This window comes from Escherichia sp. WS338 (assembly GCF_046486405.1).
GTDB lineage: Bacteria > Pseudomonadota > Gammaproteobacteria > Enterobacterales > Enterobacteriaceae > Escherichia > Escherichia coli.
In genome coordinates, this window is sequence record NZ_JBJQLL010000002.1 from 108,242 (window position 1) to 131,641 (window position 23,400).

Here is a 23,400-nt window from a genome sequence, read left to right on the forward strand (position 1 = left end):
ATAACCTGGAGGTTATGGCAAATGGCAAACTGGGCGCAGAAACTAAAGCTTCATCACCTGCAAATGCTGGTGGCGCTGGGTGAACAGGGCAATCTGACCCATGTCGCGCGGATGATGAATATCACCCAGCCTGCGCTGTCGAAATGGTTGTCACAACTCGAAGATGAGATCGGCCTCACACTCTTTGAGCGGCACAGCAAAGGACTTCGTCCTACTGAAGGCGGCAAATTGTTATTGCAACATGCCCAACGGTTAATCAATGACATGGAGCGCTCGCAACATGAACTGGCCCGTTTTAAACAAGGTGGACTGGTCGGCAGTCTGAAAATTGGCTGTTCTCCCGTCGCCACTGACTGCGTATCCCAGGCGATTTTGCATTTGCTCAAGGAGATGCCAACTCTACACCTGAATATCGAAGAGAAGGTGATGACCCCATTGCTGCAAGATCTGTTGGCAGGTTCTGTCGATGTGGTGGTTGGGCGAATTGGCGGTCGCGCGTTGCAGCTGCCGCTGAATTATCGCGTGCTCTACACCGAGCCGGTGTGTTTTGTCGCCCGTCCTGAGCATCCACTGGCGAAATACGCCACCCTCAGCTGGAATGATCTTGCTAACTGGCGGTGGATAGTCTGGCCGACAGGTACCCCCATCCGCATCAGCATTGATAATGCGCTGGTAGACCACGGCGTGATGCTGCCAGAAAACACGATTGAGTCGGCGTCGATGAACGTCAGTACCAACCTGTTACAAAGCAGCGATATGATCTCTATTTTGTCATTACGCCTGGCGCAACGTTATGCCAGCCAGGGACAACTGGTGATTCTCAACCTGCCAAAGATAGAACAGAAAGGCAGCGTCGGTGTGTTCTGGCGCAATAACGAAACGCCTTCTTATGCTTTAAGTCAGTTTCTGCACTTTTTACAGCAGAATTAGTGTGCTGAACTGGGCGCTCGCCCGAGGTTACGTCCCTAAAATTCAACTATGCTGAGATTTCTTAATGTGATCGGTAGCACGTTTTACGAATTAATTGTATGATGAATCCATCTCATCTGGGGTGTTGATTATGAGTAAGACACTGAACATTATCTGGCAATATTTACGTGCTTTTGTCCTGATTTATGCCTGCCTGTATGCAGGCATTTTCATTGCTTCCCTGCTACCGGTAACCATTCCGGGCAGCATCATCGGGATGCTGATCCTGTTTGTCCTGCTGGCCTTGCAAATTCTTCCGGCGAAATGGGTCAATCCGGGGTGCTACGTACTGATTCGCTATATGGCGCTATTGTTTGTGCCGATTGGTGTAGGCGTCATGCAATATTTTGATTTGCTCCGCGCACAGTTTGGTCCGGTAGTGGTTTCCTGTGCAGTCAGTACGCTGGTGGTTTTTCTGGTGGTGAGCTGGAGTTCACAACTGGTGCACGGTGAACGTAAAGTCGTAGGTCAGAAAGGATCAGAAGAATGATGGCGAATATCTGGTGGTCATTACCGCTGACGTTGATTGTCTTTTTTGCCGCCCGCAAACTGGCGGCACGGTATAAGTTTCCCCTGCTTAACCCGTTGCTGGTAGCAATGGTGGTGATCATTCCTTTTTTAATGCTGACCGGCATCTCTTACGACAGCTACTTTAAAGGTAGCGAAGTGCTAAACGATCTGCTTCAACCGGCGGTTGTCGCACTGGCCTATCCTTTATATGAGCAGCTGCACCAGATCCGCGCGCGCTGGAAATCGATCATCACCATCTGTTTTATCGGCAGCGTGGTTGCGATGGTGACGGGGACTTCTGTGGCATTGTTGATGGGCGCTTCACCGGAAATCGCCGCGTCAATCCTGCCGAAATCAGTCACCACGCCTATTGCAATGGCGGTTGGCGGCAGTATTGGCGGTATTCCGGCAATCAGCGCAGTTTGCGTGATTTTCGTCGGCATCCTCGGCGCTGTGTTTGGCCATACATTGCTTAATGCGATGCGTATTCGTACCAAAGCTGCGCGCGGTCTGGCAATGGGCACAGCCTCGCACGCCCTCGGTACGGCGCGCTGCGCCGAGCTGGATTATCAGGAAGGTGCATTTAGTTCGCTGGCGCTGGTGTTATGCGGGATTATTACTTCGCTGATCGCACCGTTCCTTTTCCCGATTATTCTGGCAGTAATGGGCTAAAATTTGCGATGCGTCGCGCATTTTTGATGTAAGTTTCACGCGTTGCATAATTAATGAGATTCAGATCACATATAAAGCCATAACGGGTTCGTAAACTGTTATCCCATTACATGATTATGAGGCAACGCCATGCATCCACGTTTTCAAACCGCTTTTGCCCAACTTGCGGATAACTTGCAATCTGCACTGGAACCTATTCTGGCAGACAAGTACTTCCCCGCTTTGTTGACCGGGGAGCAAGTCTCATCGCTGAAGAGCGCAACGGGGCTGGACGAAGACGCGCTGGCATTCGCACTACTTCCGCTGGCGGCAGCCTGTGCGCGTACGCCATTGTCGAATTTTAATGTTGGCGCAATTGCGCGCGGTGTGAGCGGAACCTGGTATTTCGGTGCCAATATGGAATTTATTGGTGCGACAATGCAGCAAACCGTTCATGCCGAACAAAGCGCGATCAGCCACGCCTGGCTGAGTGGTGAAAAAGCGCTTGCAGCGATCACCGTTAACTACACGCCTTGTGGTCACTGCCGTCAGTTTATGAATGAACTGAACAGCGGTCTGGATCTGCGTATTCATCTTCCGGGACGCGAGGCACACGCGCTGCGTGACTATCTACCGGATGCCTTTGGGCCGAAAGATCTGGAGATTAAAACGCTGCTGATGGACGAGCAGGATCACGGCTATGCGCTGACTGGTGATGCGCTTTCTCAGGCGGCGATTGCGGCGGCAAACCGTTCGCACATGCCTTACAGTAAGTCGCCAAGCGGTGTCGCGCTGGAATGTAAAGACGGTCGTATTTTCAGCGGCAGCTACGCTGAAAACGCCGCATTCAACCCGACTCTGCCGCCGTTGCAGGGGGCGTTAATTCTGTTGAATCTCAAGGGTTATGATTACCCGGATATCCAGCGCGCGGTTCTGGCAGAAAAAGCCGATGCGCCGTTGATTCAGTGGGATGCCACCTCCGCAACGCTGAAAGCTCTCGGCTGTCACAATATCGACCGCGTGCTTCTCGCTTAAGCCTGGTGCCGGATGCGGCGTGAACGCCTTGTCCGGCTTGCCAGCCCTTTCCTGGTGTCGAAAATCCCGGCAAACAGTTTGCCGTTTCTTGCGCAAAACCAGCGGGTAAAGTAGCCTGATGGAAATTTTCCTTAGATCGAGTCTCCTGCATGTTAAAGCGCGTGTTCCTCAGCCTGTTAGTCCTGATCGGCTTGCTGCTGTTGACTGTGCTCGGCCTCGATCGCTGGATGAGCTGGAAAACCGCGCCTTATATCTACGACGAATTGCAGGATCTCCCCTACCGCCAGGTCGGTGTGGTGCTCGGCACAGCAAAATATTATCGGACTGGCGTAATTAATCAGTATTATCGCTACCGCATTCAAGGAGCGATTAATGCCTATAACAGCGGTAAGGTAAATTATCTATTACTGAGCGGCGATAACGCATTGCAAAGTTATAATGAGCCGATGACCATGCGCAAAGATTTAATCGCTGCTGGTGTCGACCCATCAGATATTGTTCTCGATTACGCAGGCTTTCGTACGCTGGATTCCATCGTGCGTACACGCAAAGTTTTCGATACTAATGATTTCATTATTATCACCCAACGTTTCCACTGTGAGCGGGCATTATTTATTGCGCTGCATATGGGGATTCAGGCTCAGTGTTATGCCGTACCGTCACCGAAAGATATGCTGTCAGTACGTATTCGCGAATTTGCCGCCCGTTTCGGTGCGCTGGCTGACCTTTATATTTTTAAACGTGAACCGCGTTTTTTAGGGCCGCTGGTCCCTATTCCGGCTATGCACCAGGTGCCTGAAGATGCGCAGGGGTATCCCGCCGTCACACCCGAACAGTTACTTGAATTACAAAAGAAACAAGGAAAGTAGTTATGGATGTACAGCAGTTTTTTGTCGTTGCCGTTTTTTTCCTTATCCCGGTATTTTGTTTCCGCGAAGCATGGAAAGGCTGGCGCGCAGGCGCGATTGATAAACGGGTTAAAAATGCACCGGAACCGGTGTATGTCTGGCGAGCAAAAAATCCCGGACTCTTCTTCGCTTATATGGTGGCATATATCGGCTTCGGAATTTTATCTATCGGCATGATTGTTTATCTTATTTTCTATCGTTAATATTTTCTCTTTTCTGTTAATTATTGAGAATAATTATTACTTCACTCAATAAGCTGCGGATATAACATTCTGAACCGCAGCTATTTGTGAATCCTTTCACAGTTTAAATTTCCCCACGCGCATAGCCTTAATATCAGCACGCAATATTTATACTCTAAATAATTCGAGTTGCAGGAAGGCGACAAGTGAGTGAGTCCCCAAGAGCTTACATAAGTAAGTGACTGGGGTGAGCGAACGCAGACGCAGCACATGCAACTTGAAGTATGACGAGTATATTTAGCGTTCGCCTTAATTACTCATAGCATTAAGGAAGATCACATGCCGCAACAAAATTATCTGGATGAACTCACTCCGGCTTTTACACCGTTACTGGCGATTAAAGAAGCCTCTCGCTGTTTATTATGCCATGACGCCCCCTGTAGTCAGGCTTGCCCGGCACAGACCGATCCGGGGAAATTTATTCGCTCAATCTACTTTCGTAATTTTAAAGGCGCTGCCGAGACAATTCGTGAAAATAATGCCCTCGGTGCCGTTTGTGCCAGAGTGTGCCCGACGGAGAAATTATGCCAAAGCGGTTGTACCCGTGCCGGTGTTGATACTCCCATTGATATCGGTCGCTTACAGCGTTTTGTTACTGATTTTGAACAACAAACTGGGATGGAAATTTATCAACCCGGTACTAAAACGCTCGGCAAAGTCGCCATTATTGGCGCGGGTCCTGCCGGATTGCAGGCCAGTGTGACACTGACAAACCAGGGTTATGACGTCACGATCTATGAGAAAGAAGCACAAGCCGGTGGCTGGTTGCGTAACGGCATTCCGCAATTCCGGTTACCGCAATCAGTACTGGATGCAGAAATCGCCCGTATTGAAAAAATGGGCGTGACCATTAAGTGCAATAAAGAAATCGGTAAAACACTCACCTTGGAGCAGCTGAAAGCGGAAAACCGCGCGGTACTGGTCACTGTGGGGTTATCGAGCGGTTCGGGGCTACCACTGTTTGAGCATAGCGACGTTGAGATTGCCGTCGACTTCTTGCAACGTGCACGACAGGCGCAAGGCGATATCAGCATTCCACAAAGCGCATTAATTATCGGCGGCGGTGATGTCGCGATGGACGTAGCCAGCACGCTGAAAGTTCTCGGCTGTCAGGCAGTAACTTGCGTAGCGCGTGAAGAGTTAGATGAGTTTCCGGCAAGCGAAAAAGAGTTTGCCAGCGCCCGGGAGCTGGGCGTTTCGATCATTGATGGATTCACGCCAGTAGCCGTGGAAGGCAATAAAGTCACGTTTAAGCATGTACGGTTACCGGGCGAACTGACGATGGCGGCAGATAAAATTATTCTCGCCGTCGGTCAGCATGCCAGACTGGATGCCTTTGCGGAGTTAGAGCCGCAGCGTAACACCATCAATACACAAAATTACCAGACCCGCGATCCGCAAGTCTTTGCTGCTGGCGATATTGTTGAGGGTGACAAAACCGTGGTCTATGCAGTGAAAACCGGGAAAGAAGCCGCCGGGGCGATTCATCATTATTTAGAGGGAGCTTGCTCATGTTAACGAAAGATCTTTCTATTACCTTTTGCGGCGTGAAGTTTCCCAACCCGTTCTGCCTCTCTTCTTCGCCGGTAGGCAACTGCTATGAGATGTGTGCCAAAGCCTACGACACAGGCTGGGGTGGCGTGGTGTTTAAAACGATCGGTTTTTTTATCGCCAACGAAGTCTCGCCGCGTTTTGATCATCTGGTGAAAGAAGATACCGGTTTTATCGGCTTCAAAAATATGGAGCAGATTGCTGAAGATCCGTTGGAAGATAATCTGGCCGCACTGCGTCGGCTGAAAGAAGATTACCCGGACAAAGTATTGATCGCTTCAATCATGGGCGAAAATGAGCAGCAATGGGAAGAGCTGGCGCGTCTGGTGCAAGAAGCTGGCGCGGATATGATCGAGTGTAACTTCTCCTGTCCGCAAATGACTTCTCATGCGATGGGTAGCGATGTCGGGCAAAGCCCGGAGCTGGTAGAAAAATATTGTCGGGCAGTAAAACGTGGTTCCACGCTGCCAATGCTGGCGAAGATGACGCCGAATATCGGTGATATGTGCGAAGTGGCGCTGGCGGCAAAACGCGGCGGTGCAGATGGCATTGCGGCGATTAACACCGTTAAATCCATCACCAATATCGATCTTAATCAGAAAATCGGTATGCCGATCGTTAACGGTAAATCGAGTATTTCCGGATATTCCGGTAAAGCGGTAAAACCGATCGCCCTGCGCTTTATTCAGCAAATGCGCACCCATCCAGAGCTGCGCGATTTCCCAATCAGCGGTATCGGCGGTATTGAAACCTGGGAAGATGCGGCAGAGTTTTTATTGCTCGGTGCAGCGACGTTGCAGGTGACCACCGGCATTATGCAGTACGGGTATCGGATAGTGGAAGATATGGCGAGCGGGTTGTCGCATTATCTCGCCGATCAAGGGTTTGATTCGTTGCAGGATATGGTAGGTCTGGCGAATAACAATATTGTCCCGGCGGAAGATTTAGACCGCAGTTATATTGTCTATCCCCATATCAATCTCGATAAATGTGTTGGCTGTGGACGCTGTTATATTTCCTGTTACGACGGCGGTCACCAGGCGATGGAATGGAGCGAGAAAACCCGTACACCGCATTGTAATACCGAGAAATGTGTTGGTTGCCTGCTTTGTGGTCACGTCTGCCCGGTGGGTTGTATTGATCTCGGAGAAGTGAAGTTTAAGAAGGGAGAGAAAGAACACCCGGTAACGTTGTAAAACCAGCGTTGCATCCGGCATTTGGCTCCTGTCGCCGGATGCGGCGTGAACGCCTTATCCGGCCTACAAAACCATATAAATCAATATGTTGTTCTCATTGTAGGCCGGATAAAACGCACAAGCGTTGCATCCGGCATATAAACCCATATAGATCAGTATGTTGCGCTCATTGTAGGCCGGATAAAACGCGCCAGCGTTGCATCCGGCATATGGCACCGATTGCCGGATGCGGCGCATCCGGCAATACCCACAATCACATCACTTCTTACGTGCGTATTTCAGTGAATCCAGCGCCACGGCGAAGATAATAATCGCCCCTTTGATGATGTACTGCCAGTATGGGTTTACGCCGATGTACGTCAGGCCATAGTTGATGACGGTAAAAATAATCACCCCGGTCACCACGCCAATCACCGTCCCCACACCGCCGCTGAACGATACGCCGCCCACCACGCACGCCGCGATAGCATCCAGTTCATACATAAAGCCGAGGTTGTTGGTGGCAGAGCCGATACGTCCGGCTTCTAACATCCCGCCGAAGGCATAGAACACGCCAGACAACGCGTAGATCATCAGCAGGTTCAGGCCGACGTTGACACCAGATACTTTCGCCGCTTCCGGGTTACCGCCAATGGCAAAAATGTTCTTACCGAAGCGGGTTTTGTTCCACAACACCCAGACGAACGCCACCGCAATCAACGCGTAGAAGGTGATGTAAGAGAGACGGAAACTCCCCAGCGCGACAAAGCCCTGAGCAAAGGTAGAGAAGCCACTGTCGAAACCAGAAATCGGCGACGCCCCGACAAAGTCGTAATAGAGCGAGTTGATGCCATAGACGATGATCATCGTGCCGAGCGTGGTAATGAACGGCGTCACGTTGAGATAGGCGATAATCAGACCGTTGATCAAACCGATCACCGCACCAATGGCACAGACAATCAGAATAACCAGCGCAATCGGCATCGTCGCCATTTCCGGGAACACTTTGTTGGCGTTATCCATGGACTGCAATAACGTCGCCGCTACTACTGCCGCCAGCCCCACCTGGCGACCTGCAGAAAGGTCGGTCCCCTGGGTGACAATTAACCCTGCCACACCGAGCGCGATAATAATACGCACCGATGACTGGGTGAGAATATTACTTAAGTTCAACAGACTTAAAAATGTTGGGTCCTGGAAAATAATAATTGCCAGCAAAACTAAAAGAACGACGTAAATACCGCCCTCTTTCAGGTAAGTAAGAAAACTTTTCTTATTTAACGCACTCATGGGAAGCCCCTAATCTTAAAGGTGCAAAGACGCAAGACGCAGAATTTCGTTTTGCGTTGTTGTTTTTGTATCGACAATTCCGGAAACGAGACCATTGCTCATGACCAGAATACGGTCTGTTATCCCTAACAACTCAGGCATTTCAGAGGAGATAATAATAATCCCTTTGCCTTTCTTCGCCAGTTCGGCAATTAACTGATAGATCTCAAACTTCGCTCCGACATCAATACCGCGCGTCGGTTCATCGAGCATTAATATTTCTGGTTGCGTTAGTAGCCAGCGACCAATAATCACCTTTTGCTGATTACCGCCGGAGAGCGAACCAATTTGCGTCCGATGCCCCGGTGTTTTTACCCGCATCGAATCAATCACCCACTGGGTATCGCTTTTCATCCGCGAGTTATCCAGTAAACCAACTTTATTTTTGTAGTTGCGAATATTGGAAATTAACGAGTTAAAACCGATATCCAGATAGGCATAAATTCCCGTTGAGCGGCGCTCTTCAGTTACCAGTGCAAATCCGTGGTTTATGGCTTCGTTGGCATTATGGTTATTGATCTTTTTGCCGTGCAACGTAATGGTGCCAGCCGATTTCTCGCGAATACCAAATAACGTCTCAACAATATCGGTACGTTTCGCCCCCACCAGACCGGCAATACCGAGGATCTCCCCTTTATGCAGATCAAACGAGACATCGCGAATCGACGGCTGGCGCAGCGACGTCAGGTTACGCACTTCAAGAATCACTTCGCCCGGCTTGTTTTCTTTGTCAGGGAAACGCTGGTTAAGAGAACGCCCAACCATCATGGCGATGATCTTGTCCATCGTCAGTCCTGCCAGCGGTTCAGTGGCGATCCACTGACCGTCGCGCAATACGGTAACTTCATCACATAACTGGAAGATTTCTTCCATTTTATGTGAGATATAAACAATACCGCAGCCGCGCTCTTTTAATTTACGAATAATAGTGAACAGATGATTGACCTCTTTTTCGGTTAACGAAGAAGTCGGTTCATCCATAATCACAATTTTCGCGTTATAGGAAAACGCTTTGGCGATTTCGATCATCTGCATTTGCGAAACGGATAATGTGCCGACGCGCGCACGCGGATCGATATCAATATCCAGTTCATCAAAAATCGCTTTGGTTTCGCGGTACATTTTGTCCTGATCGACAAACATGCCTTTGGTGGGATATCGCCCCAGCCACATGTTATCCATCACCGAACGTTGTAATACCAGGTTTAACTCCTGGTGTACCATCGAAATACCATTTTCCAGCGCTTCTTTGGCAGAATGGAAATCGATCTCTTTACCCTGGAATAAAATGGTGCCGGAGTCTTTTTGATAAATACCAAACAGGCATTTTAATAATGTTGATTTTCCTGCGCCGTTTTCCCCCATTAATGCATGGATAGAATGTGGCCGGACTTTTAAATTAACGTTATCAAGTGCCTTAACACCAGGAAAAGACTTGTTGATACCGCTCATTTCCAACAAGTATTCTCCGGAAGACGGAGTCGTTGAGCTGACCATATAATTTTACCTTGTTGGCCATACAATAAGGGCGCAGCAAACGACTGCGCCCAATCAGTCTTATTTCTTGCTGAATTCAGCCAGGTTGTCTTTATCTACGCCAACATAAGGTACGCGGACCACTTTGTTGTCGATTTTCCAGTTGGTGCCATCAGCCGCACCTTTACCATCGGCCAAGTTTTTCGCCAGATCAAAGGTCGCTTTCGCCTGGTTGTTAGCATCGTTCAGTACGGTGCCCGCCAGTGCACCGGATTTCACCAGCGCCAGCGCTTCTGGCAGCGCATCGACGCCAAACACCGGAATGCTGGACTTGTTGTGTGCTTTCAGTGCTTCTACCGCGCCCATTGCCATCGCATCGTTGTTGGCGATAACCACTTCGATTTTGTTGGCGTTCGGGCCAGACAGCCAGGCGTCCATCTTATCTTTCGCCTGAGCGGTGTCCCACATAGCGGTATCTAACTGTAACTGTTCAGTTTTGATGCCTTTGTCGTTCAATTCTTTAATCACGTAAGTGGTACGTGCTTCTGCATCCGGATGGCCCGGTTCACCTTTCAGCAGTACGAACTGAATCTGACCGTCTTTGTTCAGATCCCACCCCTGATTCGCCGCCCAGTGTTTAGCAATCAAATCGCCCTGAATAATGCCGGACTCTTTGGAGTCAGTGCCAACGTAGTAGGCTTTGTCGTAGCTATCCAGCGCCTTACGAGACGGTTCTTTGTTAAAAAAAACCACCGGCACGTTTTGCCCACGCGCTTTCTCAATCACCGTACCCGCAGCTGCCGGGTCAACCAGGTTGATTGCCAGTGCCTTCACCCCTTTCGCCAGCAATACGTCGATCTGATCGTTCTGCTTGGACTGGTCATTCTGAGAATCATTCATCAGCAGCTGAACATCTGGCGCGGCTTTCGCATCTTGCTCAATAGCCTTGCGCACCACAGACATAAAGTTATCGTCGTACTTGTAGATTGTTACACCAATGCGAGTATCAGCAGCGTGTGCAGCGGCACCGAATAACATGCTGGCCATCACAGCAGACAGGGTTAACACCTTCTTATTCATGGTATCTCCGGTTTTTCTTATGCAGGGTAGTGCTTGAGATAAATGCTCGGCGGAGCAGTAGAGTTAATGAAGTGTTACTGAACGCCGAAGCTCACTTTTTAAAATTCGTTCTTCCATGCCCGGTAACGCTCCAGAAAACGGCTTTAATTGTTGTTATGACGCTATTACCTCGGTGAAAGTGATTATTCACTGTTACATACGGGTTACAACGTTAAAACGGTGCAATCATAGCTATCGCATTGTTAAGATACTGTGAAATCACTCACAGATTGAAAGCGGTTACATCGCCTGATTTGTTGAGTTAGTGATCGCCGCCGCATTCTGGCGTGTTGCGACAGAATGGCGACGCACTAACGTCGGCATAAAACAGTGGCTGGCACGAGGATCAATATTGCCTGCTGCCCCCTGCAAGGCCAGTTCGGTGGCTAATTTCGCCATTGAAGCAATGGGATAACGTACGGTCGTTAATTGCGGGTCGGTGTAACGGGCGATGGGAATATCATCGAAACCGATGATGGAGAGATGTAACGGAATCGCAATGCCATTATCTTTTAATGCTGTCAGTGCGCCAGCGGCCATATTGTCGTTATAAGCAAATACAGCGGTAAGTTGTAGATTGCGCCCCAGCAGTTCAACCATCGCCGCCTCACCGCCCGGCATGTCAGGCGTGCCAGTGCCAATCCAACTTTCCGGCGGAATAATATCCTGCTCTTTCAACGCACTCATCCAGCCTGCTTTACGCATGGCGTCATCTTCAATGCCGTGGCTGGAAGAAAGATAACCAATACGTTGATGACCGTTATTCAGCAACATGCGCGTCGCCATTCGGGCACCGCTGAGATTATCCAGGCAAACGCAACGATGGGCGTACCCCGGCACAACGCGGTTGATTAACACCATACCGGGAATGTTATCCATAAATTGTGCCAGTTCATCGTCACTCAATGCTTTTGAGTGAACAATCAATGCATTACAACGCTGGCGAATTAACACCTCAATGGCGTGACGCTCTTTTTCCGCTTCATGATAGCTATTGCCGATTAGCACGTATTTCTGATGCTGCTGGGCGACCAGATCCACCGCTTTTACCAGCGCGCCGAAAAACGCATCAGAAACGTCCATCACCACCACGCCAATGGTGTCGCTAACCTGAGTTGCCAGCGCCTGGGCATTGGCATTTGGTCGATAATCCAGCTCACTAACGGCTTTCATTACTGCTTCACGCGTGTCGGCACTGACCAGCGTGCTGTTATTGAGCACTCGGGAAACCGTTGCCACAGAGACGCCAGCCTGACGCGCTACATCACGAATGGTGATCATATTCACTACCTGTTATGAGATTGCAGTAAATGACTGCTTGCTGGCGGCTATTTTGTCAGCACTGAATACAGGACTTCGTGAATCGAGTCACAGCAATGGAAACGGTTACAGCCGTTTTGTTAACGAATGTGATCCAGATCGTTATCTTGATGTTTTAGATATTGTCGGTCCGACAGCACGCAAAGTTAACTGACGCCAGAGCCATTCCACCGGCCCCTGGCGGAAGTAACGCAGCCAGATAACAGAGAAGAAGATATTCGCCAGCCATACCGGAATAACAAACGCCAGCAGCTCCAGACGGTCAAACTGCATAAACAAACCGAGGTGGTAAAAAAGCGTAGTACAAATCAGCGTTTGCAATAGATAGTTGGTCAGTGCCATCCGTCCGACACAGGCGATTGCCAGCACCAGCTTAAAGCGGCTTAATTGCGGCCAGAAGCCATAAAACAGCGACGCATAGCCAATCGCCTGAAACGGCGCACTCAGTTCCCGCGGCATTTGAAGTAAGAAGGCACACCAGCGATACGCCCAGTCCAGCTGCCATTGCAGGGCGATGGCAGGAAGGTTAATGGTCACCCCAATCGCCACCAGCACAAAACCAGTACGACGATAGTGACGTAAGCTGAACTGCCCTTTCAGCCAGCCGCTGCGCATCAGCGCCGCACCAATGAGCATCATCCCTGCCAGTTGCCAGCCATACTGTGCGCCCAGTGCCAGTAAACTGTTGCCAACACCATCGGCACGATTACCGATCGCTTCAACGCCGCCGTGAAGTTTCCAGTACTTTTCATACAAAATAGCCGATGCATCAGGTGTCCAGGCGCGGCTGGTCTGGCTATCGGAAATCAACCCCAATAACAGCAAAACGCCAAGACCCACCAGATAAAGCATGACGCCGGTATTAAACAGGCTTTTTACCGATGGCGCATCGCGCACCAGCCGCCAGCAGATTAAGCCCACCAGCCCGTAAGCCAGCAGAATATCGCCGTCCCAGAACAATAAACCGTGAATAAAGCCCAGCAAGACTAACAGCGTTAACCGCGACTGGATCCAGCGTCTGCCACGGGGCAGCAACATTTGCAGGCCAGCACCAAACAGCAGCGCAAAAAGCGTGAGGAATTTCACCTGGCCGATGAGATCGAGAAATGCCCAGGTCCATGCATCCTGTGGCGTAATAGCGCCGTACCAGGCGGGATTGAGATAAGCCGCCTTTGGTAGCCCAAAGGCGCTGATGTTTAATAGCAGGATCCCCAGAATGGCGACGCCGCGAACAAAATCGAGCGTGACGTTGCGCTCCACGGTTCCTGCCTTTTTATCAGTTGTGATGACGCACAGCGCGCAGAAACTCGTGGCGCGTATTCTGACTGGATTTGAACAATCCACCAAGAGAGGTCGTTGTCGTGGCACTGGTTGCATCGCGGATGCCACGAGCCTTCACGCAGTAATGCACCGCGTCGATAGAGACAGCCACATTATTGGTGCCCAGCAGCGTTTGTAGCGCAATGAGAATTTGCTGCGTCAGACGTTCCTGTACCTGCGGACGCTGGGCAAAGAACTGCACGATACGGTTAATTTTTGACAGGCCGATCACCGAATCTTTCGGGATATAAGCCACCGTCGCTTTGCCATCGATGGTAACAAAATGGTGTTCACAGGTACTGGTCAGAGTGATATCGCGCACGGTGACCATTTCATCGACCTTCATTTTGTTTTCAATGAGGGTGATTTTCGGGAAATTGGCGTAATCCAGACCGGAGAAAATTTCATCGACATACATTTTAGCGATGCGATGCGGCGTTTCCATCAAACTGTCATCAGCCAGGTCGAGATTCAGCAGCTGCATGATTTCGGTCATATGACCAGCAATAAGGCTTTTGCGCGTTTCGTTATCCATTTCATGCACGGGCGGGCGCAGCGGTGTTTCCAGTCCTCGCGCAACTAACGCTTCATGAACCAGGGCCGCTTCTTTACTGAGTGATGGCATTTATGATTTCTCCTGCAGGTGTGACGCCTCCGCCCTGCGTGGGGGCAAAGTTATTAAGCTGATTTACAGCCTGATTATTGTGCGTGAGGCGGCGCACATAATCCAGTATTCACAGCGATAATTATTGTAATTGCCGCTGCCTTTCATCAGCAGATGTTAAAACATCGTTATGCAAATACGGAAGTGAAAGTTACTCACAGCACATTGAATAAACGGTATGATGAAGAAATTGCAAACAACACAACAAGGAGCCACGCATGGAAATGCTCGAAGAGCACCGCTGTTTTGAAGGCTGGCAGCAACGCTGGCGACACGACTCCAGTACCTTAAACTGTCCGATGACGTTCAGTATCTTTCTCCCACCACCTCGTGATCACACCCCGCCACCAGTGCTGTACTGGCTTTCCGGATTAACCTGCAATGACGAGAACTTCACCACCAAGGCGGGTGCCCAGCGCGTGGCGGCAGAACTGGGGATTGTACTGGTGATGCCAGACACCAGCCCGCGCGGCGAACAGGTTGCCAACGACGATGGCTACGATTTAGGCCAGGGCGCAGGCTTTTATCTTAATGCCACGCAACCGCCGTGGGCGACGCATTACCGGATGTATGATTATCTGCGCGATGAATTACCGGCGCTGGTTCAGTCGCAATTTAATGTCAGCGACCGCTGCGCTATTAGCGGTCATTCAATGGGTGGTCACGGTGCGCTGATTATGGCGCTGAAAAACCCGGGCAAATACACCAGCGTTTCCGCCTTTGCGCCGATTGTGAATCCATGCAGCGTACCCTGGGGCATTAAAGCGTTTAGCAGCTATTTAGGTGAGGACAAAAATGCATGGCTGGAATGGGACAGTTGTGCGCTGATGTATGCCAGTAACGCGCAGGATGCGATCCCGACGCTTATCGATCAGGGTGATAATGATCAGTTTCTTGCCGACCAGCTGCAACCCGCAGTGCTGGCAGAAGCCGCCCGCCAGAAAGCGTGGCCGATGACGCTGCGTATTCAGCCGGGATATGATCACAGTTACTACTTCATCGCCTCTTTTATAGAGGATCACCTGCGCTTCCATGCGCAGTATTTACTGAAGTGAAAGTCCGCCCGGTTCGCCGGGCATCTTCTCATCAGAAGCGATAATCCACTGCCATAAAGTAACGACGTCCGTCTTCGTTATAGCTGTAGTCGTCACGACTGAGATCCTTGTCGCCAAGGTTCAGCACGCCTGCGCGCAGTTTGACGTCTTTAGTCACCTGCCAGGCCGCACCGGTATTCCAGATGGTATAACCGCCCGGTGTTTTAGCCGTCGCGCTGTCGGCGCGTTTCTGCCCAGTATAGTGTCCGGAAACATAGAATGACCAGTCTTCCAGCGCCAGCGGTTTCCAGTCCAGCGTACCGTTAGCGGTATGGAACGGCAGATCGGATAAAGGTTTATTTTCGCCGTTGCTGACATCACGACCATCGTTGTAGGTGTAGTTGAGTGACAGTTTCCATTCATCGTTGAACGGAATTATCAGCTCGGTTTCCACGCCCTGAATACGTGCTTTGTTAACGTTGTAGTAGCTAAATACCGGCACACCGTTCGCTGTAAAACCAACAAAGTTTTGGTAGCCTGGTGCAGCATTGACGTCAGACGTACGGCTGATGCTGATACGATCTTTCACATCGTTACGGAAAACGGTAACGCTGGATTCAACCCCTTCCAGCCAGCCTTCTTCGCCCATGTAGTAAAGCCCCAGCTCCCAACTTTCGCTGGTTTCTGGTTTCAGATCCGGGCTACCCACAATCTTACATGCGCCACGGCAGGAATTGCTCGTCCAGTCAGGGCTAAGTTGCAACAGAGAAGGTGCTTTAAATGCCGTCGCCCAGCCCCCTTTCACCGTTACGGTGTCGGTGGCGTTATAAACCAGGTAGGCACGCGGACTCCAGTGTTCACCGTAGGTTTCATGATCGTCCATACGTACGCCGGTCGTCAGCGCCAGCGGCTCGAAGATCCGCCATTCATCTTCAACAAATAGCGCGTACTGGCTTGCAGATGTTTTGGAGCTGGTTCCCCCAGTCAGGTTCACCGCATCGCTAAGTTTGTCGTGACGCCATTCACCGCCAACCGTGAGAAACTGATTAATCGCCGTCAGCGGCAACGTGTATTTGCCGTCGACCGTATTGCTTTCGGAAGTTATCGGGCTGCTGTTGCCAGGGTTTTTGTTCTCGACTTTCTCACCGTAGTATTTCAGTTCGCTGGTGCCGTAATCCCAACGCCCATTATGGCTGACGGAGTAGTTCTGGCGTTCCAGGCGGTTTTTGTCCAGCGAGTCGGAATCACGATCCTGACGGTCGAAACCGTATCCGGCAGTAAAATCGTGATTTTGATTCGGTGTCCAGGCAAATTCCACATTGCCGTCGCGGCTGGAGAATCCTTCAATACGCGGCGTTTCTCCGGTATCGGTGGTCGTTGAGTTTTGCGGGTCATCCTTTTCACGTTTTGCCAGGCTGCCGTAAGCTTTCATTCCCAGCACACCATCAATTAATGGTCCGCTGGTAAAGAACTGACCGTTATAGGTATCACCGCGATCGCGATGTTCCTGAATGGTGGTATCGACGGTAACGGTACCCGACCATTTCTGACCGATTTTTTTGGTGATGATATTCACTACACCGCCGAGCGCATCGGAACCGTACAGCGACGACATCGGGCCACGGACCACTTCAATACGTTCGATGGAATCGACCGGGATCCAGTTCAGATCGAAATCATTGTGGCGGAAGACGGCATTGCGGGAGTTAACGCGTTTACCGTCGACGAGAATCAGGGTGTAGCTGCTGTCCAGACCACGAATACTAACGCCCTTACGGTTATCCCCTTCGTTCGTCAGTTGTACGCCAGGCACTTCTTTGAGGACATCCTTCAGATTCTGTACCGGTTTTCGCTGCAGGTCTTCCTAGGTAATGACGCTGATACTGGCGGGTGCATCTTTAAGGTTTTGCTCAACGGAAGATGCAGTGACAACCATCGTTTCGCCATCATCATCGACCGCTAACACAGGCCATGCACAAGAAATAGCGGACAAACACAGCCCGACCCGTACGAAAGGGTTCAACCTAAACATTCCATATCTCCATGAGGTAACTACGAAAATAAAATGGGTTATCGCTCACATCTTCTTCACGTCCCCTTGCGTATGGCAGCATCGCGGTGGACTTATTTGTATGCAGGTGATCATCCCAGAAAGCCAGACCAGCCTCTGATTTGTCAGCCTTTTTTGATTGCGGCGTAACGATAATGCAAACGATAACAATTATCAATCCAAATGTTAAATTTTATATCCGCATGATTTGTCAGGGAAATGGAATTGAAAAAGCCCTCTCGGTTGAGAGGGCTTAGCAAGGAAGGGAGGAAACTTATTTCTTATCGTTCTGCGGGAACTTCATTTCGCTGTAACGTACGAAGTGAGTTCCTTTAATCAGCTTGTAGCCGAACCAAATAATCAGGAACAGCGGGATACCAATATACGTTGCCGCTACGCCGCCCCAGTCAATGGTATCTTTCAGGAACGCTTCGTAGTTCTGGCCCAAAGTGATAATCAGACACAGAATGAATGCGAAGATCGGCCCCAGTGGGAAGAAACCTGAACGGTACGGCAGATCGTTAATGTCGTGTCCCTGCAATACGTAACCGCGACGGAAGCGATAGTGGCTAATGGCAATCCCCAGCCAGGCGATAAAACCGGTCATCCCGGAGGTGTTCAGCAGCCACAGGTATACCGTCTGGTTGCCAAACATGGAGGTCAGGAAGCACAGACCGGCAATCACCGTCGTCGCATACAGCGCATTACGCGGCACGCCACCACGCGACAGTTTAGCGAAAATGCGCGGCGCTTTACCGTCACACGCCAGGGTGTACAGCATACGAGTAGACGCATACATACCGGAGTTACCCGCTGACAGCACCGCCGTCAGAATAACTGCGTTCATCACCGCCGCCGCAGAGAGCAGACCCGCGTGCTGGAACACCAGGGTGAACGGACTGACGCTGATGTCTTTAACATCGTTACGCAGCAGGCTCGGATCGGTGTACGGAATAATCAGGCTGATAATCAGGATCGCGAACACATAGAACAACAGGATTCGCCAGAACACCTGACGTACCGCGCGTGGAATGTTTTTCGCCGGATCCTCGGACTCGCCTGCAGCAATACCGATCAGCTCGGTTCCCTGGAAAGAGAAGCCGACAATCATAGCTACGCCGATCATCGCCGCAAAACCACCAGCAAACGGCGCTTCGCCGATTGTCCAGTTGCTCCAGCCCGCAGGCTGCGCGCCTTTGAAGATACCGATAATCATCAGCACGCCAACGATGATAAAGACAATAACTGTCGTGACTTTGATCAGTGAGAACCAGTATTCCGCTTCACCAAAGCCGCGAACTGAGATGTAGTTCAGCAGGAAGATAACGCCGAGGAACAGCGCACTCCAGATCCAGCCCGGTGTATCCGGGAACCACCAGCTCATGACCAGCTGAGCTGCAACCAGGTCAACGGCGATAGTCACCGCCCAGTTGTACCAGTAGTTCCAGCCCAGCGCGAAGCCAAAGCCTTCTTCAACATAGTTCTGACCATAAGTGGCAAACGAACCGGAAACCGGCATATATGCAGCCAGTTCACCGAGACTGGTCATCAGGAAGTAAACCATCAGGCCAATCAACATATACGAGAGCAATGCCCCGCCCGGACCTGCCTGAGAAATCGTTGCGCCAGAGGCAACAAAAAGACCTGTACCGATGGAACCGCCAATGGCAATCATCGTCAGGTGACGCGCCTTTAATTCACGGCGTAAGCCCGGCGCTTCTGTGGTTTTAGTTTCGGAAACCATACAAAAATGCTATCCATCTTAAAAATGAGGCGCGATTGTAGCAGACGATTGGCAATCCTTCCGGCAGAAATACACGGTTATAAGACACCTTCATGATCGCCCAGGGATTATAAGTAAAGCAGCCAATCTCTTTTCTGGCGAATGCATGCTGAGGGCGCTGCGTCACGAAATCGACACAGCACCAGCATGTTCTTGTACAGCAACTTAACGCGGTACATTCGCGGGATCGCAATAGTCCAGAAAGCGCCTTAGCGCGTTGGAAAGGTGTTTTTGCCGATGATGTATACGCCACAACGTACGCATCAGGCGCGGCAGAGGGACCGCAACTTCACTTAATGTGCCTGCCTGCAATTGATCTTCAATCACCCGTCGCGACAGGCAACTAATTCCCAACCCATGACGCACCGCATGTTTGATTGCCTCGGAGTTACCTAATTCCATCGCCATCTCAAACTTCGGTAAATGTGACAGCAACAGATAATCGACAATCTCCCGCGTGCCGGAGCCGCGTTCACGCAGGATCCACGGCGCAGCGGCCAGCTGTTCTAAGGTGACCGGACCACGAGCCAATGGCGAAGTCGGCGCGGCGAAAACCACCAGCTCGTCTTCCAGCCACGGTTCAGAAATGATTTCAGTGCTGTGGCACGGTCCTTCAATAAAGCCAATATCAACGCGGAAATCCAGCACCGCTTGCATCACGTCCTGGCTGTTCCCAACGCTAAGTTCAATCGGCAACTGCGGATAATCATGGCGATAACGGGCAATGACTGCAGGCAGAATGTAGTTACCGATAGTACTACTGGCATAGATACGAATCGCGCCGTTGTCTTCGCGAAACAGTTGTTCGATTTCAACCGCCTGTTCAAGCAGTGCCAACGCGCGCGGATAGAGCAGCCGCCCGTGTTCATTAACAACCAGTCTTTTCCCCACGCGATCAAACAGTTGCACGCCAAGCTGCCCTTCCAGGTCGGTCAAGGCTGCGCTCACTGCTGATTGCGACAACGCCAGCATCACCGACGCCTGGGTGGTTGATCCACTTTTCAATACTTCTGCAAAAACTTCCAACTGTCGGAGGGTGATGTGCATAGTCGCTTACCACTTATAAAGATTAATTATAAATATATAATCAATTTTATTTTTAAACCAGTTAGTCGTAACCTTATGCCCGGTTAAAGGAGAGGGTTATGACGAATATCACCTTACAGAAACAACATCGTACACTGTGGCATTTTATTCCGGGGTTAGCCCTGAGTGCAGTTATCACCGGGGTCGCCCTGTGGGGTGGTTCCATTCCCGCGGTTGCGGGTGCCGGGTTTAGTGCCCTCACCCTCGCAATCTTGTTGGGGATGGTTTTAGGCAACACCATCTATCCGCACATCTGGAAAAGCTGTGACGGTGGTGTGCTGTTTGCCAAGCAATATTTATTACGTCTGGGTATCATTCTTTATGGCTTCCGTCTGACGTTCTCGCAAATTGCCGATGTCGGTATCAGTGGGATCATCATTGACGTGTTGACGCTGTCCAGTACCTTCCTGCTGGCTTGCTTCCTGGGGCAGAAAGTGTTTGGTCTGGATAAGCACACCAGCTGGTTGATCGGTGCCGGTAGCAGTATCTGTGGTGCTGCCGCGGTACTGGCGACTGAGCCGGTAGTGAAAGCGGAAGCCAGTAAAGTAACCGTGGCTGTTGCAACCGTTGTTATCTTCGGGACCGTGGCGATTTTCCTCTACCCGGCGATATATCCGCTGATGTCTCAATGGTTTAGTCCGGAAACTTTCGGTATCTACATTGGTTCTACTGTGCACGAAGTGGCGCAGGTGGTGGCGGCAGGTCATGCCATCAGCCCGGATGCAGAAAACGCAGCAGTTATTTCCAAAATGCTGCGCGTGATGATGCTGGCTCCGTTCCTCATCCTGCTGGCGGCGCGTGTTAAACAGCTGTCTGGGGCGAACAGCGGCGAGAAAAGCAAAATCACTATTCCGTGGTTTGCCATCTTGTTCATCGTAGTTGCCATCTTTAACTCGTTCCACCTGTTACCGCAGAGCGTGGTGAACATGCTGGTAACGCTGGATACCTTCCTGCTGGCAATGGCGATGGCGGCGCTGGGTCTGACCACTCACGTCAGCGCGCTGAAAAAAGCCGGGGCGAAACCTCTGCTGATGGCACTGGTACTGTTTGCCTGGCTGATTGTTGGTGGTGGTGCGATTAACTATGTGATTCAAAGCGTCATCGCATAAACCACTACATCTTGCTCCTGTTAACCCGCTATCATTATCGTTTTCCTCCAGCGGGTTTAACAGGAGTCCTCGCATGAAATACATTGGAGCGCACGTTAGTGCTGCTGGCGGTCTGGCAAATGCCGCAATTCGCGCCGCCGAAATCGACGCAACCGCGTTTGCCTTGTTCACCAAAAACCAACGTCAGTGGCGTGCCGCACCGCTCACGACGCAAACCATCGATGAATTCAAAGCCGCCTGTGAAAAATATCACTACACATCGGCGCAAATTCTTCCCCACGACAGTTATCTGATTAACCTCGGACATCCGGTCGCTGAAGCTCTGGAAAAATCGCGCGATGCGTTTATAGATGAAATGCAGCGTTGCGAACAGCTGGGGCTTTCTTTGCTCAACTTCCACCCTGGCAGCCATCTGATGCAGATTTCAGAAGAGGATTGCCTTGCGCGTATTGCCGAATCCATCAACATTGCGCTGGATAAAACTCAAGGTGTGACAGCGGTGATTGAAAACACCGCCGGTCAGGGCAGTAACTTAGGGTTTAAATTCGAACATCTCGCGGCGATTATCGACGGCGTGGAAGATAAATCCCGCGTCGGCGTCTGCATTGATACCTGCCATGCTTTCGCTGCCGGGTATGATTTGCGTACTTCTGCCGAATGCGAGAAAACGTTCGCGGATTTTGCCCGTATTGTCGGCTTTAAGTATCTGCGCGGGATGCACCTTAACGATGCGAAAAGCACCTTTGGCAGCCGCGTTGACCGCCATCATAGCCTCGGTGAAGGCAATATCGGTCATGATGCGTTCCGCTGGATCATGCAGGACGACCGTTTCGACGGCATTCCGCTGATCCTTGAAACCATCAACCCGGATATCTGGGCAGAAGAGATCGCCTGGCTGAAAGCGCAACAAACTGAAAAAGCGGTGGCCTGATCGATGAACGACAGGGAAAAGCAGATTCTTAAAATTTTACGGCGTAACCCGCTGATTCAACAGAACGAAATTGCGGATATGCTGCAAATCAGCCGTTCGCGCGTTGCGGCGCATATTATGGATTTAATGCGCAAAGGCCGGATTAAAGGCAAAGGTTACATTCTCACCGAGCAGGAATACTGCGTAGTGGTGGGGACAATCAATATGGATATTCGCGGGATGGCGGATATCCGTTACCCGCAAGCGGCTTCTCATCCCGGTACCATTCATTGCTCGGCAGGCGGCGTTGGACGCAATATCGCCCACAATCTGGCGCTGTTAGGCCGCGACGTCCATTTGCTTTCAGTGATTGGCGATGACTTTTATGGCGAAATGCTCCTGGAAGAAACGCGCCGCGCCGGCGTGAATGTCTCCGGCTGCGTTCGTTTACATGGCCAAAGCACATCGACGTATCTGGCAATTGCCAATCGAGACGATCAAACCGTGCTGGCGATTAACGATACCCATCTGCTGGATCAGTTGACACCGCAACTACTGAACGGGTCGCGCGATTTACTTCGTCATGCGGGCGTGGTACTTGCTGATTGTAACCTGACAGCCGAGGCGCTGGAATGGGTCTTTACCCTCGCTGATGAAATCCCGGTGTTTGTCGATACCGTTTCAGAATTCAAAGCGGGCAAAATCAAACACTGGCTGGCGCATATTCACACCCTGAAACCCACTTTACCGGAGCTGGAAATTTTATGGGGACAGGCGATCACCAGCGATGCTGACCGTAATGCCGCAGTGAATGCGTTGCATCAGCAAGGCGTTCAGCAACTGTTTGTTTATTTGCCCGATGAGTCAGTTTATTGCAGCGAAAAGGATGGAGAGCAATTTTTGCTGACAGCGCCAGCGCATACGACAGTAGACAGTTTTGGTGCTGACGATGGTTTTATGGCGGGCCTGGTATATAGCTTTCTGGAGGGAAACAATTTCCGTGACAGCGCCCGTTTTGCGATGGCCTGCGCGGCAATTTCACGCGCCAGCGGCAGCTTAAACAACCCTACCCTGTCTGCCGATAACGCGCTTTCATTAGTGCCGATGGTGTAACAATGTTGCCGGATTCGACGCTTGACTACATCTTATCCGGCTCATA

20 protein-coding genes and 1 pseudogene are annotated in these 23,400 nt (G+C 50.8%); 12 read left to right on the plus strand and 9 right to left on the minus strand.

The window, feature by feature from the left end:
• The first annotated feature begins 21 nt into the window (after nucleotides 1-21).
• The 8 genes from ACJHWT_RS01925 to preA all read left to right on the plus strand — a co-directional run bounded on the left by ACJHWT_RS01925 (nucleotide 22) and on the right by preA (nucleotide 7,062).
• Nucleotides 22-930 carry a LysR family transcriptional regulator gene (locus ACJHWT_RS01925; protein ID WP_001561655.1) on the plus strand — a complete coding sequence of 303 codons (909 nt, stop codon included), beginning with the start codon at nucleotides 22-24 and terminating at the stop codon, nucleotides 928-930.
• Between the two features lie 130 nt (nucleotides 931-1,060).
• Nucleotides 1,061-1,459, plus strand: coding sequence for a CidA/LrgA family protein (locus ACJHWT_RS01930; protein WP_001295452.1), 399 nt, complete (start codon nucleotides 1,061-1,063; stop codon nucleotides 1,457-1,459).
• Complete coding sequence (locus ACJHWT_RS01935; RefSeq protein ID WP_000968208.1) at nucleotides 1,456-2,151, plus strand: CidB/LrgB family autolysis modulator; 696 nt, start codon at nucleotides 1,456-1,458, stop codon at nucleotides 2,149-2,151. Before ACJHWT_RS01930 ends, ACJHWT_RS01935 begins: the two co-directional genes overlap by 4 nt.
• A gap of 129 nt (nucleotides 2,152-2,280) precedes the next feature.
• Nucleotides 2,281-3,165 carry a cytidine deaminase gene (gene cdd, locus ACJHWT_RS01940; RefSeq protein ID WP_000553553.1) on the plus strand — a complete coding sequence of 295 codons (885 nt, stop codon included), beginning with the start codon at nucleotides 2,281-2,283 and terminating at the stop codon, nucleotides 3,163-3,165.
• A 149-nt stretch (nucleotides 3,166-3,314) separates the two neighbouring features.
• A complete protein-coding gene (gene sanA, locus ACJHWT_RS01945; protein ID WP_000920064.1) occupies nucleotides 3,315-4,034 on the plus strand; it encodes an outer membrane permeability protein SanA in 720 nt (239 codons plus the stop codon).
• Nucleotides 4,035-4,036: 2 nt separating this feature from the next.
• Nucleotides 4,037-4,276: a DUF2542 family protein gene (locus ACJHWT_RS01950; RefSeq protein ID WP_001561657.1), complete on the plus strand. Its 240-nt coding sequence runs from the start codon at nucleotides 4,037-4,039 to the stop codon at nucleotides 4,274-4,276.
• A gap of 318 nt (nucleotides 4,277-4,594) precedes the next feature.
• Complete coding sequence (gene preT / locus ACJHWT_RS01955; RefSeq protein WP_021539249.1) at nucleotides 4,595-5,833, plus strand: NAD-dependent dihydropyrimidine dehydrogenase subunit PreT; 1,239 nt, start codon at nucleotides 4,595-4,597, stop codon at nucleotides 5,831-5,833.
• The gene (gene preA, locus ACJHWT_RS01960) at nucleotides 5,827-7,062 is read left to right on the plus strand and encodes an NAD-dependent dihydropyrimidine dehydrogenase subunit PreA (protein WP_065203322.1); all 1,236 of its coding nucleotides are present in this window, start codon (nucleotides 5,827-5,829) and stop codon (nucleotides 7,060-7,062) included. The genes preT and preA overlap by 7 nt, the downstream gene beginning before the upstream one ends.
• A gap of 258 nt (nucleotides 7,063-7,320) precedes the next feature.
• Here preA and mglC read toward each other — a convergent pair whose 3' ends face one another.
• The 6 genes from mglC to folE all read right to left on the minus strand — a co-directional run bounded on the left by mglC (nucleotide 7,321) and on the right by folE (nucleotide 14,230).
• A complete protein-coding gene (gene mglC, locus ACJHWT_RS01965) occupies nucleotides 7,321-8,331 on the minus strand; it encodes a galactose/methyl galactoside ABC transporter permease MglC (protein ID WP_001275118.1) in 1,011 nt (336 codons plus the stop codon).
• 15 nt (nucleotides 8,332-8,346) lie between these two features.
• Nucleotides 8,347-9,867: a galactose/methyl galactoside ABC transporter ATP-binding protein MglA gene (mglA, locus tag ACJHWT_RS01970; protein WP_000255032.1), complete on the minus strand. Its 1,521-nt coding sequence runs from the start codon at nucleotides 9,865-9,867 to the stop codon at nucleotides 8,347-8,349.
• A gap of 60 nt (nucleotides 9,868-9,927) precedes the next feature.
• Nucleotides 9,928-10,926, minus strand: coding sequence for a galactose/glucose ABC transporter substrate-binding protein MglB (gene mglB / locus ACJHWT_RS01975; RefSeq protein WP_001036964.1), 999 nt, complete (start codon nucleotides 10,924-10,926; stop codon nucleotides 9,928-9,930).
• Between the two features lie 279 nt (nucleotides 10,927-11,205).
• Nucleotides 11,206-12,246 carry an HTH-type transcriptional regulator GalS gene (gene galS / locus ACJHWT_RS01980; protein ID WP_000628659.1) on the minus strand — a complete coding sequence of 347 codons (1,041 nt, stop codon included), beginning with the start codon at nucleotides 12,244-12,246 and terminating at the stop codon, nucleotides 11,206-11,208.
• 141 nt (nucleotides 12,247-12,387) lie between these two features.
• Nucleotides 12,388-13,545 carry a DUF418 domain-containing protein YeiB gene (yeiB, locus tag ACJHWT_RS01985; protein ID WP_410232308.1) on the minus strand — a complete coding sequence of 386 codons (1,158 nt, stop codon included), beginning with the start codon at nucleotides 13,543-13,545 and terminating at the stop codon, nucleotides 12,388-12,390.
• A 16-nt stretch (nucleotides 13,546-13,561) separates the two neighbouring features.
• The gene (folE, locus tag ACJHWT_RS01990) at nucleotides 13,562-14,230 is read right to left on the minus strand and encodes a GTP cyclohydrolase I FolE (RefSeq protein WP_001139613.1); all 669 of its coding nucleotides are present in this window, start codon (nucleotides 14,228-14,230) and stop codon (nucleotides 13,562-13,564) included.
• Between the two features lie 257 nt (nucleotides 14,231-14,487).
• Between folE and yeiG the strand changes: the two genes are divergently transcribed.
• The gene (gene yeiG / locus ACJHWT_RS01995) at nucleotides 14,488-15,324 is read left to right on the plus strand and encodes an S-formylglutathione hydrolase (protein ID WP_000425462.1); all 837 of its coding nucleotides are present in this window, start codon (nucleotides 14,488-14,490) and stop codon (nucleotides 15,322-15,324) included.
• A 31-nt stretch (nucleotides 15,325-15,355) separates the two neighbouring features.
• Here the strand turns inward: yeiG and cirA are convergent.
• From cirA to yieE, 3 genes and pseudogenes are all read right to left on the minus strand, one after another.
• Nucleotides 15,356-17,335 (minus strand): annotated as a pseudogene (cirA, locus tag ACJHWT_RS02000) (catecholate siderophore receptor CirA).
• A 292-nt stretch (nucleotides 17,336-17,627) separates the two neighbouring features.
• Nucleotides 17,628-19,097, minus strand: coding sequence for a lysine-specific permease (gene lysP / locus ACJHWT_RS02005; protein ID WP_000253273.1), 1,470 nt, complete (start codon nucleotides 19,095-19,097; stop codon nucleotides 17,628-17,630).
• Between the two features lie 204 nt (nucleotides 19,098-19,301).
• Nucleotides 19,302-20,183 (minus strand): DNA-binding transcriptional regulator YeiE, encoded by an 882-nt coding sequence (yieE, locus tag ACJHWT_RS02010; protein WP_000548294.1) that lies wholly within the window; start codon nucleotides 20,181-20,183, stop codon nucleotides 19,302-19,304.
• A 98-nt stretch (nucleotides 20,184-20,281) separates the two neighbouring features.
• Between yieE and ACJHWT_RS02015 the strand changes: the two genes are divergently transcribed.
• From ACJHWT_RS02015 to ACJHWT_RS02025, 3 genes are all read left to right on the plus strand, one after another.
• Entirely contained in the window at nucleotides 20,282-21,331 is a 1,050-nt protein-coding gene (locus tag ACJHWT_RS02015; RefSeq protein ID WP_000182053.1) for a YeiH family protein, read from the plus strand.
• A gap of 73 nt (nucleotides 21,332-21,404) precedes the next feature.
• Nucleotides 21,405-22,262, plus strand: coding sequence for a deoxyribonuclease IV (nfo, locus tag ACJHWT_RS02020; RefSeq protein ID WP_001561664.1), 858 nt, complete (start codon nucleotides 21,405-21,407; stop codon nucleotides 22,260-22,262).
• 3 nt (nucleotides 22,263-22,265) lie between these two features.
• Entirely contained in the window at nucleotides 22,266-23,354 is a 1,089-nt protein-coding gene (locus tag ACJHWT_RS02025) for a sugar kinase (RefSeq protein WP_021539255.1), read from the plus strand.
• Nucleotides 23,355-23,400: the final 46 nt, after the last annotated feature.

Bases quoted from the DNA above. Each gene is read 5' to 3' on its own strand.
- ACJHWT_RS01925 (WP_001561655.1), top strand. From the start codon at position 22: ATGGCAAACTGGGCGCAGAAACTAAAGCTTCATCACCTGCAAATGCTG.
- ACJHWT_RS01930 (WP_001295452.1), top strand. From the start codon at position 1,061: ATGAGTAAGACACTGAACATTATCTGGCAATATTTACGTGCTTTTGTC.
- ACJHWT_RS01935 (WP_000968208.1), top strand. From the start codon at position 1,456: ATGATGGCGAATATCTGGTGGTCATTACCGCTGACGTTGATTGTCTTT.
- cdd (WP_000553553.1), top strand. From the start codon at position 2,281: ATGCATCCACGTTTTCAAACCGCTTTTGCCCAACTTGCGGATAACTTG.
- sanA (WP_000920064.1), top strand. From the start codon at position 3,315: ATGTTAAAGCGCGTGTTCCTCAGCCTGTTAGTCCTGATCGGCTTGCTG.
- ACJHWT_RS01950 (WP_001561657.1), top strand. From the start codon at position 4,037: ATGGATGTACAGCAGTTTTTTGTCGTTGCCGTTTTTTTCCTTATCCCG.
- preT (WP_021539249.1), top strand. From the start codon at position 4,595: ATGCCGCAACAAAATTATCTGGATGAACTCACTCCGGCTTTTACACCG.
- preA (WP_065203322.1), top strand. From the start codon at position 5,827: ATGTTAACGAAAGATCTTTCTATTACCTTTTGCGGCGTGAAGTTTCCC.
- mglC (WP_001275118.1), bottom strand. From the start codon at position 8,331: ATGAGTGCGTTAAATAAGAAAAGTTTTCTTACTTACCTGAAAGAGGGC.
- mglA (WP_000255032.1), bottom strand. From the start codon at position 9,867: ATGGTCAGCTCAACGACTCCGTCTTCCGGAGAATACTTGTTGGAAATG.
- mglB (WP_001036964.1), bottom strand. From the start codon at position 10,926: ATGAATAAGAAGGTGTTAACCCTGTCTGCTGTGATGGCCAGCATGTTA.
- galS (WP_000628659.1), bottom strand. From the start codon at position 12,246: ATGATCACCATTCGTGATGTAGCGCGTCAGGCTGGCGTCTCTGTGGCA.
- folE (WP_001139613.1), bottom strand. From the start codon at position 14,230: ATGCCATCACTCAGTAAAGAAGCGGCCCTGGTTCATGAAGCGTTAGTT.
- yeiG (WP_000425462.1), top strand. From the start codon at position 14,488: ATGGAAATGCTCGAAGAGCACCGCTGTTTTGAAGGCTGGCAGCAACGC.
- lysP (WP_000253273.1), bottom strand. From the start codon at position 19,097: ATGGTTTCCGAAACTAAAACCACAGAAGCGCCGGGCTTACGCCGTGAA.
- yieE (WP_000548294.1), bottom strand. From the start codon at position 20,183: ATGCACATCACCCTCCGACAGTTGGAAGTTTTTGCAGAAGTATTGAAA.
- ACJHWT_RS02015 (WP_000182053.1), top strand. From the start codon at position 20,282: ATGACGAATATCACCTTACAGAAACAACATCGTACACTGTGGCATTTT.
- nfo (WP_001561664.1), top strand. From the start codon at position 21,405: ATGAAATACATTGGAGCGCACGTTAGTGCTGCTGGCGGTCTGGCAAAT.
- ACJHWT_RS02025 (WP_021539255.1), top strand. From the start codon at position 22,266: ATGAACGACAGGGAAAAGCAGATTCTTAAAATTTTACGGCGTAACCCG.